The organism is Gemmatimonadales bacterium (genome assembly GCA_036265815.1).
Taxonomy (GTDB): Bacteria; Gemmatimonadota; Gemmatimonadetes; order Gemmatimonadales; family GWC2-71-9; genus CAVVWJ01.
The window spans coordinates 12,416-29,668 of the sequence record DATAOI010000119.1 but is presented as its reverse complement, the minus strand read 5'-3'; the positions used below and the strand labels follow the sequence as shown (position 1 = coordinate 29,668).

Annotated in this window: 14 protein-coding genes; 2 read left to right on the top strand and 12 right to left on the bottom strand. The window is 70.1% G+C overall.

Annotated elements, in window-relative coordinates; all coding sequences use genetic code 11:
- The first annotated feature begins 146 nt into the window (after window positions 1-146).
- On the top strand, window positions 147-527 hold the full coding sequence (locus VHR41_21340) for a peptidoglycan-binding domain-containing protein (GenBank protein HEX3236752.1): 381 nt from the start codon (window positions 147-149) through the stop codon (window positions 525-527).
- A gap of 82 nt (window positions 528-609) precedes the next feature.
- Here VHR41_21340 and mgtE read toward each other — a convergent pair whose 3' ends face one another.
- Genes mgtE through VHR41_21300 form a run of 8 tightly spaced genes read right to left on the bottom strand, consistent with a single transcriptional unit; the run spans window position 610 to window position 10,156 of the window.
- The gene (gene mgtE / locus VHR41_21335) at window positions 610-1,947 is read right to left on the bottom strand and encodes a magnesium transporter (protein ID HEX3236751.1); all 1,338 of its coding nucleotides are present in this window, start codon (window positions 1,945-1,947) and stop codon (window positions 610-612) included.
- Window positions 1,944-3,137: a hemolysin family protein gene (locus VHR41_21330; protein HEX3236750.1), complete on the bottom strand. Its 1,194-nt coding sequence runs from the start codon at window positions 3,135-3,137 to the stop codon at window positions 1,944-1,946. Before VHR41_21330 ends, mgtE begins: the two co-directional genes overlap by 4 nt.
- Window positions 3,134-4,327 carry a hemolysin family protein gene (locus VHR41_21325; GenBank protein ID HEX3236749.1) on the bottom strand — a complete coding sequence of 398 codons (1,194 nt, stop codon included), beginning with the start codon at window positions 4,325-4,327 and terminating at the stop codon, window positions 3,134-3,136. Before VHR41_21325 ends, VHR41_21330 begins: the two co-directional genes overlap by 4 nt.
- Entirely contained in the window at window positions 4,324-4,722 is a 399-nt protein-coding gene (ybeY, locus tag VHR41_21320; GenBank protein HEX3236748.1) for an rRNA maturation RNase YbeY, read from the bottom strand. The genes VHR41_21325 and ybeY overlap by 4 nt, the downstream gene beginning before the upstream one ends.
- 7 nt (window positions 4,723-4,729) lie before the next feature.
- Window positions 4,730-6,937: an HDIG domain-containing protein gene (locus VHR41_21315; GenBank protein HEX3236747.1), complete on the bottom strand. Its 2,208-nt coding sequence runs from the start codon at window positions 6,935-6,937 to the stop codon at window positions 4,730-4,732.
- Window positions 6,937-7,890 (bottom strand): PhoH family protein, encoded by a 954-nt coding sequence (locus tag VHR41_21310; protein HEX3236746.1) that lies wholly within the window; start codon window positions 7,888-7,890, stop codon window positions 6,937-6,939. The genes VHR41_21315 and VHR41_21310 overlap by 1 nt, the downstream gene beginning before the upstream one ends.
- Before the next feature lie 30 nt (window positions 7,891-7,920).
- On the bottom strand, window positions 7,921-9,744 hold the full coding sequence (gene aspS / locus VHR41_21305; GenBank protein HEX3236745.1) for an aspartate--tRNA ligase: 1,824 nt from the start codon (window positions 9,742-9,744) through the stop codon (window positions 7,921-7,923).
- Window positions 9,704-10,156, bottom strand: coding sequence for a PTS sugar transporter subunit IIA (locus VHR41_21300; GenBank protein ID HEX3236744.1), 453 nt, complete (start codon window positions 10,154-10,156; stop codon window positions 9,704-9,706). Before VHR41_21300 ends, aspS begins: the two co-directional genes overlap by 41 nt.
- Before the next feature lie 132 nt (window positions 10,157-10,288).
- Between VHR41_21300 and rlmN the strand changes: the two genes are divergently transcribed.
- Entirely contained in the window at window positions 10,289-11,380 is a 1,092-nt protein-coding gene (gene rlmN / locus VHR41_21295; GenBank protein ID HEX3236743.1) for a 23S rRNA (adenine(2503)-C(2))-methyltransferase RlmN, read from the top strand.
- Here the strand turns inward: rlmN and VHR41_21290 are convergent.
- The 4 genes from VHR41_21290 to VHR41_21275 are packed head-to-tail and all read right to left on the bottom strand — an operon-like array spanning window position 11,370 to window position 17,237.
- Window positions 11,370-14,135, bottom strand: coding sequence for a phosphoenolpyruvate carboxylase (locus tag VHR41_21290; GenBank protein ID HEX3236742.1), 2,766 nt, complete (start codon window positions 14,133-14,135; stop codon window positions 11,370-11,372). The two genes, rlmN and VHR41_21290, sit on opposite strands and share 11 nt — an antisense overlap.
- The gene (locus VHR41_21285; GenBank protein HEX3236741.1) at window positions 14,132-15,103 is read right to left on the bottom strand and encodes a D-glycerate dehydrogenase; all 972 of its coding nucleotides are present in this window, start codon (window positions 15,101-15,103) and stop codon (window positions 14,132-14,134) included. The genes VHR41_21290 and VHR41_21285 overlap by 4 nt, the downstream gene beginning before the upstream one ends.
- Window positions 15,100-16,014, bottom strand: coding sequence for a succinate--CoA ligase subunit alpha (gene sucD, locus VHR41_21280; protein ID HEX3236740.1), 915 nt, complete (start codon window positions 16,012-16,014; stop codon window positions 15,100-15,102). Before sucD ends, VHR41_21285 begins: the two co-directional genes overlap by 4 nt.
- Window positions 16,011-17,237 (bottom strand): malate--CoA ligase subunit beta, encoded by a 1,227-nt coding sequence (locus VHR41_21275; GenBank protein HEX3236739.1) that lies wholly within the window; start codon window positions 17,235-17,237, stop codon window positions 16,011-16,013. The genes sucD and VHR41_21275 overlap by 4 nt, the downstream gene beginning before the upstream one ends.
- Window positions 17,238-17,253 lie beyond the last annotated feature (16 nt).

The window sequence follows — 17,253 nt, the reverse complement described above, 5'->3', positions numbered from 1 at the left end:
TCGATGATTTCGCCCCTGGTCAGCCGAACGAGCCGCTTTTCCCACCAGCAGACCGATGTGCCGATGGCATGTCGATTGCCTTCCTCCTGGGACATCACTCGCGGCGCGCTTGCCGCGGGTTCGCAGTTCCCCCCAAGGAGGAGCGTATGATCCGGAAGTTCGCCCTGGTCTCAGCCATCGTGGCGGGTACCCTGTCGGCGGGAGCGCTGGCGGCCCAGACCGCTGCGCCGACCAAGCCGACCGCGACCCCGTCAATGCAGCACACGCAGACCCCGCCGGCCGCGAAGCAGGATACGGGCGCCAAGGCCGCCAGCAAGACGGCCGCGACTCATCACGCGGCGTGGACCAAGGACCAGATCAAGGAGGCGCAGGAGGGTCTCATCAAAGCGGGCCTGTACAAGGGCCAGGCGACCGGCGTGTTCAATGCCGATACCCGCAAGGCCTTGAAGGAATACCAGAAGCAGAACAAGCTCCGGGTCACCGGCCGGCTGAGTGACTCGACGCTCGCGAAGCTCAAGACCACGTAGTTCGGCGCTTCGACCTCGTTCCACCCCACCCCCAGACGCCCCTTCGCAAGGAGGGGCGCCTTCCTTTTCGGGAGCTGGTCCCTCAGAGCAGCAGCCGGCCCGCGAGCCCCAGCAGGAGCAGGAAGCCGCAGACGTCGGTGAAGGTGGTCACGAAGATGGAGGACGCGACGGCGGGATCCACATTGTATCGCTCCAGCAGTACCGGAATGAAAGCGCCGGCGAACCCGGCAACGAGCAGGTTGCCGGTCATCGCGAGGAAGACCACCAGTCCGAGCCGAACGCCTTCGCCCAGCAGGCCGGCCACCAGGCCGACCATGCACCCGATCGCCAGCCCGTTGGTGATGCCGACCAATACCTCCTTACCCACGACGTGCGCGAGACGGTCGCTCGGAATCAGCCCGAGCGCGAGCCGGCGCACCGTCACGGCGAGTGCCTGGGTGCCCGCGTTGCCGCCCATGCCGGCGATGACCGGCATCCACACGGCGAGGGCGACGGTGCGCTGCACCGTGCTCTGGAAGACATAGACCACCGCGCCCGCCAGGAACGCGGTGAGCAGGTTGAGGTAGAGCCAGGGCAGGCGGCTGCCGACGGCCTCCTTCCAGCCGGCGGCGAGCTTCTCGTCCGGCGACACGCCGCCGAACTTGAGGAGGTCCTCGGTGGTCTCCGCCTCGACCACGTCGATCACGTCGTCGAACGTCACCTGGCCGAGCAATCGCCCGGACTCGTCCACCACGGCGACGCTGGGGAGGTTGTACCGGGCCATCAGCCGGGCCACCTCCTCCTGGTCCAGATCGGGCGGAACGGAGATGTCCGCGTCGGCCATGAAGTCGTGGACCCTGCGCTCCGGCCGGCTGATCACCAGATCCTTGAACGGCAGGAGGCCGACCAGCCGGCGATCCCCGCTCACCACGAAGACCTGGTAGAGGTCCTCCACCTCCTCCGCCTGCCGCCGGATCTCGTCCAGCGCCTCCGCCGCGGTCGCCGTGTCCCGCACGGTGACCGTGTGGAGGGTCATGAGGCCGCCCGCCGTCTCCTCGCCGTAGCGCAGCAGCCGGTCGACGTCGCTCCGGTCCTCTACTTCGGCGAGGATGCGCTCCTGCTCCTCGGGCTCCAGCTCCCCGAGGATGTCGGCGGCATCGTCGTCCTCCAGCTCTTCGACGATCTCCGCCGCCTGCTCCGGATTCAGCGCCGCCAGCGTGTCTTCGGCGTGCGCGTCTTCCGGCATTTCAGCGAGGGCTTGGCTCGACAGCTCGGGCGGGAGGGCGCGAACCACGCGGAGCCGCTCGTCCTCGTCCAGCGTGGCGAGGACGTCCGCCAGGTCGGCCGGCTCGAAGTCGTGGGCGCGGCGGACGAACGAGGCGATGTCCCCGTCGCGGACCAGCTCGACCATCCGCTCCACCCGCTGGCCCGAGGGGGTCACGGCGAGCTTGGCACGAGGGTCACAGTGGTCGCGGCTTCGCTGCGGATCAGCAGGCGCTCGATCCGGGTCGGCGACGCCTCCACCACGTCGAACTCCAGCCCGCGGACCGTGAACCGCTCGCCGGCGTTGGGAATCCGTCCGGCCCACTCTACCAGCAGGCCGCCCATGGTGGTCGAGCGGCCGGTCGGCAGGGACACGCCGAACCGCTCCTCGATCGCCTCGGGGGACACGTTGCCGTCGGTCTCGAACAGGGTCGGCCCCCCGCTGGGTGAGGCGCGGACCTCGGGGTCGTGCTCGTCGAAGATCTCGCCGACCAGCTCTTCGAGCAGGTCTTCCAGCGTCGCGATCCCCAGCGTCCCGCCGAACTCGTCCAGCACCACGGCGAGATGGCGCCGCTCCCGCTGCATGTCGAGAAGAAGATCGCCGCAGCTCCGGCTGGCGGGGGTGACGGCCACCGGTCGCACCGGCAAGGGATCACCCGGCTGCAGCTTGAACAGATCGAACGCGTGCAGCATGCCGACGATCTCGTCCAGCGTGCCGCGGAAGACGGGGATCCGGCTGTATCCGCTCTGGGCGAACACCAGCCGGATGTCCTCCAGCGCGGCGTGCTCGTCGATCGCGACGATGTCGGTGCGTGGCGTCATGACCTCGCGCACCGGGCGCACGCTGAAGGCCATCACGCCGCCCACCATGACCAGCTCGTCATCGGCCCGCAGGCCGACCGCTGCGCCTTCCCGCCAGATGCTCCGCAGATCGTTGGGCCGGGTCGCCGCCCGCGCCGGCAGCAGCAGCCCCAGCACGCGGGACCACGGCCGCAGCACCGGGATCACCCGCTCGGCGACACTCGCGGCGCGCGGTTGGGTGAGCCAGCGGGGCACCAGGTAGGCGGCGAGGAGCACTACGGGGACGGCGAGCAGGGCAAGCACGATCAGCCCCCGCGAGGTGGCCGAGCCGGCCAGGAGACCGGGGATGGCCGCGCCGATCAGGAGCACGCCGAGCGAGGTGGTGGCGGAGGCCGCCGTCAGGTAGCTGTCGATCTGGGCCAGCCACTCGAGCGAGGGCGCAGCGCCTCGGAGCCGGCGCGCGACGGCGCGGGTCAGCTCGGCGCGGCTGACCGAGAGCAACGCGGCGCCCGCCGTGGCCCCGAACGCGGCGACCATGAGCCCGATCGCGACGGCGGCCCAGGTCATGGGGCGGCCCGCTCGGAGCCGCCGACCGGCGCCTCGACCCGGGGTCGGTGCACCGCCACCCGGCGCACCCGGCGGCGCACGACCTGCTCGACCACCAGACGGTAGCCGTCCAGGTCGATGACCTCGCCCGTTCTGGGCACCCGGCCGAACTCCGCCAGCACCAGCCCGCCGACCGTGCTCACGTCCTCCCGGTCGAAGCTGTGGCCCAGCACCGACTCCAGCTCGGCGAGCGCGACCCCACCCTCGACCCGCAACTGGTCCTCGCTCACAACCTGGATCGGCGCCACCTCGTCCACGTCGCGCTCGTCCTGGATCTCGCCCACGATCTGCTCCAGGATGTCTTCCAGGGTGACGATGCCCGCCGTGCCCCCGAACTCATCGACCACGACCGCGAGGTGGCTGGGCCCGCGTTGAAAGTCCCGGAGCTGTCGGTCGAGCGTCTTTCCCTCGGGGACGAACGCCGCCGGCCGGACCAGTGCGTGCCACGGCGTGGCGTCCTCCCCGGCGGACGCGAGAATGTCCTTGGCGTAGATCACTCCGGCGATCGCGTCCGGGTGGTCGTCGAACACCAGCAACCGGGCATGCTCCGAGTTTCTGAGCGTCTCGATCACCTTGTCCCGGGAGGCCGAGGAATCCACCGCGACGATGTCGATGCGCGGCGTCATCACCTCCGCCACCGTGGTATCGGCCAGGGAGAAGACGCCGAGAAGCATGTCCCGCTCCGCGCTGCCGGCCTGGTGGGTGGCCGCGGGCGCCCGGGTGCGGGCTCGCTCATCGGCCCAGGCGGCCAGCCGGAGCAACGGCCGGAACGGCGCCAGCGTGGGGATGGCCGCCCGCCGGGCTGGACGGGTGAGCTCGGGAGCGACGACGGCGAGCAGCCGCGGCAGCAGATCGCCGACCACCCAGACCAGCACGATGGCCATCACCAGCCGCAGCAGACGTTGCGCCGGGGACCAGGCCCACCAGGCGACCGCACACCCGCCGGCCGCGCCGGCGAGCACCAGCAGGGCGAGATGGGCGATGTGCAGCTTCCGCGAGACCGACCCGCCGCCCGACTCGTTGGAGCGCTCGCCGCCAAGCGCCCGCGGCAGCTCCGCGTCGGACTCCGCCGCCAGCGCCAGCCAGGCCGCCCACAGCGTGAGGCCGGCCGTCAGCAGCGGGGCGATGAAGAGCTGCAGCATCGCCATCATGCGAGCGACTCCACGTAGCGCTCCTGCCGGCGCCACATCGCCGACCGCGTGCGCCCCGCGCCCTCCGGATGGTCGCGCCCGAGCGCGTGCAGGGTGCCGTGCACTACCAGCCGGATCAGCTCCTCCCGAAGCGGAATCCCCCGCGCGCGCGCCTCCCGCTCCGCCACCCGGCGGCAGACGTAGACGTCACCGGCGAGACCCGCAGGTCCGCTGAGCGCAAAGCTGAGAACGTCGGTGGGACGATCGTGGCCGCGATGCCGGGCGTTGAGCCGGCGCATCGCGTCGGGGCCGAGGAAGGTCACCGAGATCGAGGCCGTGCGCCGCTCACCGGCGAGCACGCCCCGCACCACCCGCCGGACCACGCGGACCGGCAACGGCAGACGACGGCCGCTCACCGAGATCTCACTGCCGCTCGGCGATCTGGAGTTCCGGAGTGACCCCACCGCTGGCACGAGGATATCCGATGCGCTTGTGGTAAGTGCCCGACATGACCCGGGCGAACTCCCGCTTCACCCGGTCGAGGTCGCGCAGGGTGAGCGGCGCGTCGTCGAGCTGCCCCGAGGCGAGCTTTTGCTGCACCAACTGCTCGATCGCCTCGCGGACCTTCTCCGGGCTGGGATCACTGAGCACGCGGACGGCCGCCTCCGCCGAATCGGCCAGCATGGCGACCGCGGTCTCCGCCGAGCGCGGCCGCGGGCCCGGATAGCGGTACTCCGCCGGATCAACCGTCCCGTTGTCACCGCCCCGCCGCGCCTGGTTCAGGAAATAGGTGATCTCGCTGGTACCATGGTGCTCCGGAATGAACGCCTTCACGATCGGCGGCAGGCGGGCGGCCTCGGCCAGCGCGATCCCGTCCAGCACATGGCGACGGATGATCCGGGCCGACTCGCTCGGGCTCATGGTGTCGTGCGGATTGGGCCCGCCCCCCTGGTTCTCAACGAAGAAGCCGGGGCTCGCCAGCTTCCCGATGTCGTGGTAGTAGCACCCCACCCGTGCCAGGAGCCCCTTGGCGCCGATGATGTTGCAGGCCGATTCGCAGAGATTGGCCATGGCCAGGCTGTGGGCCCAGGTGCCCGGCGCCTCCAGGGCCAGGCGGCGGAGCAGCGGACGCCCAAGGTCCGAGAGCTCCAGCAGCGTGAGGTCCGTGGTGATCCGGGTGATCGATTCGGCCAGCGGCATCATGATCATCGCCAGCGAGGCGCCGGCCGGAGCCATGAGCAGGCCGAGCACTGAGCTGGCGAGAATGGCCAGCGCGGACCAGCCCTGCATGAGGCCGATGGTGATCGATGCGAGCACACCCGCGATGGCCACCACTCCGATCGTGGCATACAGGTGACGCCGGCGGCGCACCACCCGTATGCCGATGGCGCCCGCCACTCCACAGATCAGCCCGAAGAAGAGGACCGCGTCCTCCCGGAGCGCCCACTGTCCGTCCAGCAGCATCGCCAGGGTGACGGCCGCGAACACCCCTACCCGCCCGTCGTACAGCAGCGCCACGAGAATGGTGGCGAACGGAATCGGCAGCAGCTCGGGGCGACCCGGCGCCAGCTCCGAGATGCCGGCGGTCATCAGCACCACCAGTGAGAAGAGCGCGCCGAAGAACACCATCTGCCGCGCTTCCTGGTAGGCCTCCCGCCGATAGAACATGGTCAGCAGCCAGAACACACTCAGGGTGAGCGTGTTGTACAGCAGCGCGCCCACGGTGCTCCGAAGCCAGAGATCGTCGGTGCCCCGCTGGCGCAGCTCGTCGTGGAACGCGGCGAGCTTGTCGCGCGTCTCCTCGGTGATCGGCTGGCCCACGCCCACCAGCCGCTCCCCGGAGCGCACCACATACTTCACCGGGTTCACGCTGGCGCGCATCTGCTCGCGACGGCTGCTGGTCACCAGGAGATCGGGAACGATCGTGGGGTGGTAAAAGGCGCCCACCAGGCGCCGGAGGCTCCGTTGGCCGGCCGGATCGCTGATGACGATCCCCGCCGCCTCAGCCTCTTCCATGAGATCGGCGAAAGTGAGGATCGAGTCGCGCTGGACCAGGTGCTCTTCTTCGTTCCGCCGGAGCATCACCTGGCGGTTGCTCTCGCTCCGGATCACGCCGGCGTCGGCGATGCCCCGCGAGAGCGCCTCCGCCAGGAAGTGGGTCGCCACCTCCTGCAGCTCGCGCCGGGTGGTCGCGTCGGCCAGGTACCGGGTCTCGTCCGGTCCCAGGTGCACCCGCGTGGCGGCCACCGCGCGGAGCATCTCCGGCCCCTGCGCCCCCGCCCGCTCCAGCTCGGAGAAGAACTCCCGGAGCGAGGAGAGCGACGAGTCGTAGGCGGTGGGGCTGAAGCGGTAGACCGGCTGGACGGTGAGCGCGCGGGACTCGCCCTCCCGCGCGACCTCGTCGGTGGATTTCCGAACCTGGAAGGGGAACGGGGTGACCACCGTGCGGTCGGCCAGCTTCCCGACGACGGGAGTCCCGGTGAGCACGCCGGCCGGCGGCGGGAACAACACATAGGTGAGGAGCGCGGTGACCACGAGCGGGCCCCAGCGGAGCGCGTGAAAGGTCACCTCGCTGGGCAGCGAGCGGGGACTCGAGTCGCCAGGAATCCTGGAGACCTCGCGGTCAGGCATCAGCCGTTCTGATCCTCCGCGTAGGCCCGGATGATCTCGCGGACCAGCCGGTGACGCACCACGTCCGTCTCGTGCAGGTACTGGAACGCGATTCCTTCGATGCCCGCCAGCACCCGCTCGACCTGTACCAGCCCGGAGTCCTCCCGGCGCGGCAGGTCGATCTGGGTCTTGTCGCCGGTTACGACCGTTCTGCTGTTCACCCCGAGGCGGGTGAGGAACATCTTCATCTGGGCCCCGGTGGCGTTCTGCGCCTCGTCCAGAATGATGAATGCATCGGCCAGGGTCCGCCCGCGCATGTACGCCAGCGGCGCGATCTCGATCGTCCGGGTCTCCAGCGCGCGTTGCACCCGGTCATGCGGCATCATGTCCTCCAGCGCGTCGTACAGCGGGCGCAGGTAGGGATCGACCTTCGCCTGGATATCACCCGGCAGGAACCCGAGCGACTCGCCGGCCTCGACCGCGGGCCGCGCCAGGATGATCCGCTTGACCAGCTTTCGGGCCAGCGCCTCCACCGCCTTGGCGACGGCGAGATAGGTCTTCCCGGTGCCGGCCGGCCCGATGCTGACGACGATGTCGTGGGTGCTGATCGCCTGGAGGTAGTCCCGCTGGCCCTGGGTCTTGGGGACGATGGCGCGGCGAAGTCCCGGCAGCACGATCTTGCCGTCGCTGGTCTGGGCCGGCAGCTCCGTGGCCGGACCCTCGGCGGCCAGACGGAAGACATCGTCCGGCGTGACCGGCTCACCCATGCGCGCGAGGTCCAGCAGGCCCTGGACCACCGGGGTGGCGCGCTCGACCTGCTCCGTCGGACCAGACAGCGTGACCGACTCCCCCCGGAAGGAGACCCGCACGCCGAGCGTCCGCTGGAGCTCCAGCAGGTTGCCGTCGTTCACCCCGGCGAAGAGCAGGGGGTCCGCCCCTTCGGCGGAGATGCGTGCTTGCGTGTCGTCAGCCATAGCGCTTTCGAGTGGGGCGGAGTCCGCCCCTCACTCCTCGGCGACCTCCAGGTGCAACGCCCGCAGCTCGGCAGGATCCACCCGGGTCGGCGCGCCCTCGAACAGGGCCCGGGCCGCCGTGGTCTTGGGAAAGGCAATCACATCCCGGAGCGAGCTGGCCCCACAGAGTAGCATCGCGATCCGATCGAATCCGAGCGCGAACCCGCCATGGGGCGGAGCGCCGGCGGCGAGCCCGTCCAGCAGAAAGCCGAAGCGCCGGCGGATCTCCGGCTCGGAAATGCCCAGCAGCTTGAAGATGAGACGCTGGACCGCGGGATCGGTGATCCGGATGGAGCCGCTCCCCAGCTCGTTGCCGTTGTAGACTGCATCATAGTGCAGCGCGCGACAGCTTCCTGGCTCGCGCTCCAGCCGGTCGAGATCGGCCGGGTGAGGCGCGGTGAACGGATGGTGGGCCGGCTCGTGCCGGCCGGTCTCGGGGTTCACCTCGAACAGCGGAAAATCCACGATCCAGCAGAACGCGTGCGCGGTGCTGGGCCTGACCTCGGAGCGTCGGCTCAGCTCGCCGCGCACCGCGCTGAGCGCGGACGAGGTGACGGCGTCCGGGCCGGCGACGGCAAGCAGGAGATCGCCATCGGCGCCTCCCAGCGTGCTGAGCAGCTCCTGTCCCACGGCTTTGACCCCCTGACCCTCCCAGGCATCAGCGGCGCGGCGGGCCCAGATGAGCCCGCCAGCCTTGGCCTCTTTGGCGGCCTGGGCGAGCCCGTCGATCTCCTTCCGGCTGTACGAGGCGCCGCCGGCGACAACGATGCCGCGGAGCCGTCCGCCAGCCGTCAACGCACCGGCCACGAAGGGGGCGGCGTCGGGACCGACCAGCGGCGTCAGGTCCCGGATCTCGAACCCGAAGCGGAGGTCCGGCTTGTCGCTGCCGAACCGCTCCAGCGCGTCCCGGTATCCCAGACGCGGAAAGGGACGCGGCACCCGGACGCCGGCCTCGTCCCACAGGTCGACCAGGACCCGCTCGACCACGTCCTGAATGTCCTCGCTCGAGATGAAGGAGGCCTCGAGGTCGATCTGGGTGAACTCCGGCTGGCGGTCGGCCCGCAGGTCCTCGTCCCGGAAGCAGCGCGCGATCTGAAAGTACCGGTCGAACCCCGCCACCATGAGCAACTGCTTGTAGATCTGGGGCGACTGCGGCAGGGAGTAGAACTCCCCCGGGTGCACCCGGCTGGGGACCAGGTAGTCGCGGGCCCCCTCGGGCGTGGGCTTGGTGAGGATCGGAGTCTCGATCTCCAGAAACTCCAGCTCGGTGAGGCTCCGCCTGGCCCGCTGCAGCAGGCGGTGACGGAGCTGCAGGTTGCGCTGCAGCTCGGGCCGCCGGAGGTCCAGCACGCGATACTTGAGGCGGAGCTCCTCCGCTGGCAGGTCCTCCTTCTCCTTCCGTGCCACCGGAATGACCGGCGTTTCCGCCGGCCCGACCACCTCGAGCTGCTCCACGTGAAGCTCGACCTCACGGGAGCCGAGCTCGGCGTCCCGGGCCGATTCCGGGCGGAGCTGCACGGTGCCGGAGACCAGCACCACGGTCTCCGCGCCAAGGCCGGCGGCGAGCTCCATCATCGGCCGTGGAGTCCAGTCGGGATTGCAGTTGAGCTGCACCAGCCCGGCCCGGTCGCGCAGATCGATGAAGACCAATCCGCCCAGGTCCCGTCGGCGATGCACCCAGCCGCCCAGCCTCACCCGATGCCCCACCTGGGCGCGCGTCAGCTCCCCGCAGCGGTGGGTGCGAAGCGCGGTGGCGCTCGGCCGGGCCGGCGAGTCAGCGCGCTTCGGCGTCGAGGAGGATGCGGTGGAACTCATCAGGTGTGCGCGCCTCGATTAAGTGCCGTCGTACTTCCTCCCGGCGGACCAGCCGGGCGATGCGGCTCAGCAGTCTCACGTGCAGTCCCGCCGAGGCCTCCGGACCGACGATGAGGAAGAAGAGCCGGACCGGCTCGCCATCGATGGCGTCGAAGGGGACCGGGGCGCGGCTCACCCCGCCGACCATGGTGAGCTGAGAGACGCCGGCGCTCCGGGCATGGGGAATGGCCACTCCGAAGCCGATCCCCGTGCTGAGCACCGCCTCCCGCTCGAGCACCGCGCCGAGCACCTCCTCGAAGGTTCCGCCGGCGTCGGCGACGATCCGGCGGGTCAGCTCCGCGATGATTCCGCCCTTGTCGGCGGCCGCGAGCGGGATCACGACCCGGTCCGGCGTGAGCAGCTCGGTCAGCATCACGGCGCGACCTGGGGGGGCATGGGACAAACGTAACCGGCGTCCGGAGGGGGAGCAATGTGAGAAATGGAGCGCATTTAGGTCGTTTCAGGAGGGCCGGTTATCTTTCCATGAACAATGCCGAACGCCACCATGCCGGACGCCGCCGCGCCAACCATCCACCCGCACAGCCTGCTCGATCGGACCCCCGGGGACGCTCGGCAGATTCTGCGTGCGTGGGCGGGGGGCCGGGGACTTCCGGCATACCGGGTCGAGCAGATGGCGCGGAGGCTGTGGCAGGCCCCCGTGGCGGCGTGGGCCGACGCCACCGAGCTCCCGGCGGCCCTCCGGGAGGAGCTCGCGCACGACTTCCCCCTGCCCCGCCTGGCCGCCGACGTGGTCCAGCAATCGGTCGATGGCACCCGCAAGTTCCTCTGGGGCCTGGCCGATGGCGAGGCCATCGAGTCGGTGCTGATCCCGTCGGGGAGCCGCCGCACGCTCTGCATCTCCTCCCAGGCCGGCTGCGCGTTGCGCTGCAGCTTCTGCGCGACTGGACAGATGGGATATCGGCGGAACCTGAGTCCCTTCGAGATCGCCGGGCAGGTCCGGGAGATCGTGCTGCGCGATCCGGCGGAGACGCCCACCAACATCGTGTTCATGGGCATGGGCGAGCCGCTCCTCAACTGGCCGGCGGTCGACACGGCGCTCACCGTCCTGAACGCGCCCGACGGGCTGGAAATCGGGGCGCGCCACATCACCGTGTCCACTGTGGGAATCCTGCCGGGGTTGGCGGCGTTCGCCCGGCGACCGGAGCAGTTCCGGCTGGCGATCTCGCTCCACGCCACCACCTCGACCCAGCGCCGTGGGATCATGCCGATCGAGAAGAAGTACGATCTCGAGGCGGTACTGGCCGCGGCGGCGGCGTTCCGCAAGCGAATCACCTTCGAGTACGTCATGATCGGCGGCGTGAATGACCGCGACGCCGACGCCGACCGTCTCGCCAAGCTGGCCCGGCGGCTCGGCGCACTGGTGAACATCCTGCCGCTCCACCCGGGTGGTGCGCCGGAGCTCGTCCCGACCGCTCCGGAACGCATCCGGGCGTTCGCCGGCAGGCTCCGGAACCAGGGCGTCGAAGCGACGGTGCGCCGGAGCCGGGGGCTGGACATCGACGCAGCCTGTGGGCAGCTGAGGGTGGAGACGGAGCGGAAGCGGAGATCCGCCAGCGCGGCCGTGCCTAACCAGTAGCCCCGAATCCTGCCGCGATACAGTTGATCGACAGCAGCAGCGCCGAGAGCTGCTCTTCCTGGGTGCGGTCGCCGCCGGATTCCCGGAACCGGCGCAGCAGCTCGATCTGCTGGCGGGAGATCTGATTCAACATCGGGAGCCGGCGGGCCAGCTTCCGGCGGAACCGGGGAAAGCGCTGGGCCAGGCCGGCGTCGCCGCTGATCCGCAGCACGGCCTGCACCGTCCGATGATACTCCTCCTCGATCACGCCGAACACACTCTCCCGCACGCGCTCGTCCGGCACCAGTTCGGCGTACTCCCGGGCGACCCCGAGATCGACGTAGGAGAGGGTTTTCTCCACTTCGTCCACGATCAGGCGGAACAGCCGGGAATCGTCGAACATCCGCCGGACCAGCGTGGCCCCCCGCTCGCCCCTCACCTGAAGAAATGTGAGCAGGCCGGTGCCCACCCCGAACCAGCCGGGCACGAAGTGCCGGTTCTGCGACCAGGCGAAGACCCAGGGAATGGCCCTGAGATCGCTGAGCGATCGCGCCCCGAAGCGCCGGGCCGGCCGGGAACCGAGGTTGAGCAGTGAGATCTCTTCCAGCGGGCTCGCGGCCTGGTAGTAGGCCAGCAGGTCGGGATGATCGATGAGCTGCCGGTAGGCCGCCTGCGCGGCGCCGGACAGCGCCTCCATCGCCTCATCGAACTCGGCCGTGGGTGCCAGGGCCTGCTCCCGCTCCGACTTGAGGGTATGCTCGAACACGCTGGCGGCGAGCAGCTCGATCTGGTACTGGGCCGTACCCCGGTTGGCATACTTGAACGAGACCACCTCGCCCTGCTCGGTGATCCGCATGCGGCCCTGGATCGAGCCGGCCGGCTGCGCCGCGATCGCCCGCCCGGTGGGCGCCCCACCCCGGCTGACCGAGCCGCCGCGGCCATGAAAGAAGGCGATCGGCACCCCGATCTCTTTCCCCAGCCGGGTCAGCTTGATCTGGGCCTTGTACAGCTCCCAGTTCGAGGTGAGAAAACCCCCGTCCTTGTTGGAGTCAGAGTAGCCGATCATCACCTCCTGCACGCCGCCCTGGGCCCGCACGCTGCGGCGCACGAGGGGCACGCCGAGGAGTTCGCGCATGATCGCCGGGGCCCGCTGCAGGTCGTCGATGGTCTCGAACAGTGGCACGATGGGTAGGGTGCAGCTCTCGACGCCCGCCGTGTCGGCGAAGAGCCCGGCGTGCTTGGCCAGGAGATACGCTCCCAGCACGTCGCTCACGCTTCGGGTCATGCTGAGCACGAAGGCGCCGAACGCCTCCCGATCGATCTCCTCGCGAAGCCGCCGCACCAGAGAGAACATCCCCAGCGTCTCCTCCGACTCCGAGGAAAGCGCGCACGACGGTTCCCCCGGCACCAGCGGCCGCGTCAGCTCGCCCGCGACCCATCCACGCCAGGCGTCGTCGGGCGGGTCGCCTGCCGATCCGGTCATGGCGCGCCAGAGGTCCTGCAGCGCCGCATTGAGCTTGGTGGTGTTCTCCCGGACGTCGAGCCGGACCGTGCTGAAGCGGAACGACTCCACCTCCCGCCGCACCGGCCGAACGATCGCGCTGGCGAGCTCGGGGCGGCTGCCGCTGGTCAGCTCGTCCTCGATCAAGGTGAGATCCGCGATCAACGCATCGGCCGAGGCGTATCCGGCGGGATCGACCCGGGTATCGCCCCGCTCGGTGGCGGCGATCATCACCGCCAGCCGGCGCACCATGCAGACGAGATACTGGCGGAGCAGCTCGCCCGGGTTCCGCGCGGCGATCGTCTCGGCCTCGCCGGTGACCTCGAGCTCCCGCTCCAGGGCGGTCCGGAACCGATCCGACGGGGGGGCGGCGCGCTCGGTGATGCTGAGCGCCCGGACCAGCTCCTCCACCCGCTGCCGGTAGCGGCGCAGACTGGTGAGCCGGTTCTCCAGCAGCGTGCTGTGAGTGACCTCGTTGGTGACGAAGGGATTGCCGTCCCGGTCGCCGCCGATCCAACTGCCGAACTGGAAGAATGGCGGCACCACGAATTGCTCGCCCGGGTAATACTGGGCCAGCACCCGCTCCGTCTTCTCCAGCAGCTCTCGCACCGCTTCGAACAGGGTCTCGTTGAAGAAGTGCAGTCCCCAGAACACCTCCTGGGGCACCGTCGGCTTGGAGAGGCGGAGCTCACCGGTCAGCCAGAGGAGCTCGATCTCATTCCGGAGCCCATCGATCAGCGACTGGCGCTCACGCGGCGTCCAGCGGGGTGACTCGAGGTCCACCAGTCGGCGATAAATCCGCCGATGCTTCTCCAGGACGGTGACCCGCTTGGCTTCGGTGGGATGGGCGGTGAGAACGGGCCGGACCCGCAGTCGCTCGAGCAAGGTGCGCAGGGCATCGGCGGGCACCCGGGAGACCGCCGCTTCGGCGATGATCTGGGCGAAGGTGCCTCGGACCTGCTCGTATCCCCGCTCCGCCTCGATCTGCCGGCGGCGGCGCATGGCCGCGTTCTGCTCCGCGATATTGAGCAGCTGGAACCAGATCCCCTGCACCTGGAGGGTGCGGGCCAGCAGCTCGGGACTCAGCTCGGCCGGGGGGCGCTCCCCCCGGAGCACCGGCTCGACATCGGGCGCCCGCTGGCGCACCAGGCTCAGCAACAGCCCGGAGAGCAGGTCGACGACTTCGTTGGCGTAATGCGCCGCGCTGGCCGCGACGGGGTCCGGCGATTCCGGCAGGTCCGTGGCGGTGAACGGCTCGATGGCCGTGTGGGTCACACGACGCGATCGCGGAGGGGCGATCCGTTGAAGAAGAGGCGAAGGTTCTCGACGGCGCGGCGGCCCATGGCCACACGGGTCTCCCGGGTAGCGCTGCCGAGGTGGGGAAGCAGGACCACGTTCTCCATGGCGAGGAGCGCGGGCGTGACCTGCGGCTCCTTCTCGTAGACGTCGAGCGCGGCGCCGGCGAGGCGGCCGGCCGCAAGGGCCTCGACCAGCGCCGCCTCGTCCACCACATCTCCCCGCGCCGTGTTCACCAGGAAGGCATCCCGCCGAAGCAGCCCGAGGCGCTCGCGGTTCATCAGGTGATGGGTCTCGGGCGTGGCGGGACAGTGGAGCGAGACGAAGTCCGCCTCGCCCAGCACCTGCTCCAGGGTCGCGCGAGGCTCGGCTCCCAGGGCGGCGGCCACCTCGGGCGGCGGCGGATACGGGTCGTGAAAGATCACCTTCATCCCGAAGCCGTGCGCCCGCTGCGCCACGGCCCGCGCGATCCGCCCCATTCCCACCAGACCCAGGGTTTTGCCGGTGACCTGGGTGCCCACCATGTGGGTGGGGCGCCAGCCGGTCCACTGCCCAGAGCGGATGTGGCGCTCCCCTTCCCCGGCCCGGCGCGCCACCATGAGCAGCAGTGTGAGCGCCGTATCGGCGGTGGCGTCGGTGAGCACATCGGGGGTATTGGACACCGCCAGCCCGCGAGCCTTGGCGGCCTCAACGTCGATGTGATTGAAGCCAACCCCGAAGTTGGCGAGCAGCCTGGCCCGGCGGGGCTCGACCGACAGCACCTCCGCGGAGAGCTTGTCGGTGACGGTGCAGAGGAGGGCGTCAGCGCTCCGCAACGCGGCCTGCAGCCCCGCCGGGCCGAGCGGCGTGTCCTCCGTGTTGAGCCGCGCGTCGAAGTCGCGCGCCAGCTCTTCCTCCACCGGCCCGGGAAGCCGCCGGGTGACGACCACGGTGGGCCGGGCAGTCACTGCGCGACGACCCTGCGCCGCGACGGCTTCTTGGCCAGCGCCGCCGCCACCGTGGCGCCCAGCTCGGCCGGGCTGGGGGCTACGGTGAGACCGGCGGAGCGCATGATCTCGGCCTTCTCCGCGGCGGTGTCGCCGAAAGCGGAGATGATGGCCCCGGCGTGCCCCATGCGGCGGCCCTTGGGCGCGGTCAGGCCCGCGACGTAGCCGATGACGGGCTTGGTCATGTTCTCCTTCACGAACAGCGCGGCCTCGGCCTCCTGGGGACCGCCGATCTCGCCGATCATCACCACCGCGTCGGTCTCCGGATCCTGCTCGAACAGCTTGAGCATGTCGACGAAGGAGCTGCCGTTGATCGGGTCGCCGCCGATCCCCACGCTGGTGCTCTGCCCGATACCGAGATCGTTCATCTGTGAGGCCGCCTCGTACCCCAGCGTGCCCGACCGGGTCACCAGGCCGACGCTTCCCCGCGAGTAGATGTGCCCGGGCATGATGCCGAGCATCGCCTTGCCGGCGCTGATGACGCCGGCGCAGTTGGGGCCGATCAGGGTGGTGCGCCGCTCCTTGGGGAAGCGCCAGAGGTAGCGCTTGACCATCATCATGTCCTGCGCCGGAATCCCGTCGGTGATGGTGACGATGAAGCGGATGCCCGCGTTGGCCGCCTCCATGATCGAGTCGCCGCAGAAGGCGGCCGGCACGAACACGATGCTGGCGGTGGCGCCGGTCTCCCGCACCGCCTCCTTCACCGTGTTGAACACCGGACGATCGAGGTGCCGGGTCCCGCCTTTGCCGGGCGTCACCCCGCCCACCACCTTGGTGCCGTATGCGATCATCTCGCGGGCGTGGAAGGTGGCCTTGTCCCCGGTGAAGCCCTGCACGATGACAGGGGTGGTCTCGTCGATGAGGATGCTCATGGCTGTCCGTTGCCTCCGGCGACGTCGCCCGAGGCCCGGCCGGGGCCCGCGGGGGTGCGCCTGGTCGTGAGCGCCGCGACCACCCGGTCGGCGGCTTCCGAGAGAGTCTCCGCGGTGATGATGGGGAGCCCGCTGTCATGGAGGATGCGGCGCCCCTCCTCGACGTTGGTGCCGGCCAGCCGCACCACCAGTGGAATGGTGAGCTGGGTCTCCCGGGTGGCCTGCACCACGCCCTGCGCCACCCAGTCGCACCGGTTGATGCCGGCAAAGATGTTCACCAGCATGGCTTCGATATTGGGATCCGAGAGGACCAGCCGGAACGCGGCCGCCACCCGGTCGGGAGAGGCACCGCCGCCCACGTCGAGAAAGTTGGCCGGCGAGCCGCCGGCGTGCTTGATCATGTCCATCGTGGCCATGGCGAGGCCGGCGCCGTTGATGATGCACCCGATGTTCCCGTCCAGCGCCACGTAGTTGAGCCCGTGCTCCGCCGCTTGCGCCTCGCGGGGATCCTCCTCGGCGTAGTCCCGCAGCTCGCTCACGTTGGGCCGGCGGAACATCGCATTGTCGTCGAAGGTCATCTTGCAATCGAGCGCCAGCACCTGTCCATCGGTGGTGAGCACCAGCGGGTTGATCTCCACCATGGTGGCGTCGAGATCGCGGAAGGCGCGATAGGCGCCAAGCAGCGTGGTGACGGCCCGGCTCACCTGCGCCGGGGTGAGTCCCAGTCCGAAGGCCACCTCGCGGGCCTGGAAAGCGGTCATGCCGACGGCCGGCTCGACCACCTCGCGGACGATGGTGTCCGGGGAGTTCCGGGCGATCTCCTCGATCTCCATTCCGCCCTGCGCCGAGGCGACCACCATGATCCGCTCGCTCTTCCGGTCGAGCACCAGGCCCAGGTAGATCTCCCGCTCGATCGGCACCGCGGCCTCGACGTACAACCGATGGACCACCCGGCCTTCGGGCCCCGTCTGGTGGGTCACCAGCCGCTTTCCCAGGAGGCTCTTGGCCGCCTGGCGCACCTCATCCTCGTTGGAGCAGAGCTTGATGCCGCCGGCCTTGCCCCGGGCGCCGGAATGGATCTGGGCCTTCACCGCCCAGCGCGCGCCACCGATCTCCGAGGCCCGGTAGACCGCCTGCTCCGGGCTGTACGCCACGCCGCCGCGCGGAATCGCCACGCCGAAGCCGGCGAGAAGCTCCTTGGCCTGGTACTCGTGGATATCCACGGATGACCTCCGTTGA

Coding starts and splice junctions, on each gene's coding strand:
- VHR41_21340 (HEX3236752.1), top strand. CDS start 147: ATGATCCGGAAGTTCGCCCTGGTCTCAGCCATCGTGGCGGGTACCCTG.
- VHR41_21330 (HEX3236750.1), bottom strand. CDS start 3,137: ATGACCTGGGCCGCCGTCGCGATCGGGCTCATGGTCGCCGCGTTCGGG.
- VHR41_21325 (HEX3236749.1), bottom strand. CDS start 4,327: ATGATGGCGATGCTGCAGCTCTTCATCGCCCCGCTGCTGACGGCCGGC.
- VHR41_21315 (HEX3236747.1), bottom strand. CDS start 6,937: ATGCCTGACCGCGAGGTCTCCAGGATTCCTGGCGACTCGAGTCCCCGC.
- VHR41_21310 (HEX3236746.1), bottom strand. CDS start 7,890: ATGGCTGACGACACGCAAGCACGCATCTCCGCCGAAGGGGCGGACCCC.
- aspS (HEX3236745.1), bottom strand. CDS start 9,744: ATGAGTTCCACCGCATCCTCCTCGACGCCGAAGCGCGCTGACTCGCCG.
- VHR41_21300 (HEX3236744.1), bottom strand. CDS start 10,156: ATGCTGACCGAGCTGCTCACGCCGGACCGGGTCGTGATCCCGCTCGCG.
- rlmN (HEX3236743.1), top strand. CDS start 10,289: ATGCCGGACGCCGCCGCGCCAACCATCCACCCGCACAGCCTGCTCGAT.
- sucD (HEX3236740.1), bottom strand. CDS start 16,014: ATGAGCATCCTCATCGACGAGACCACCCCTGTCATCGTGCAGGGCTTC.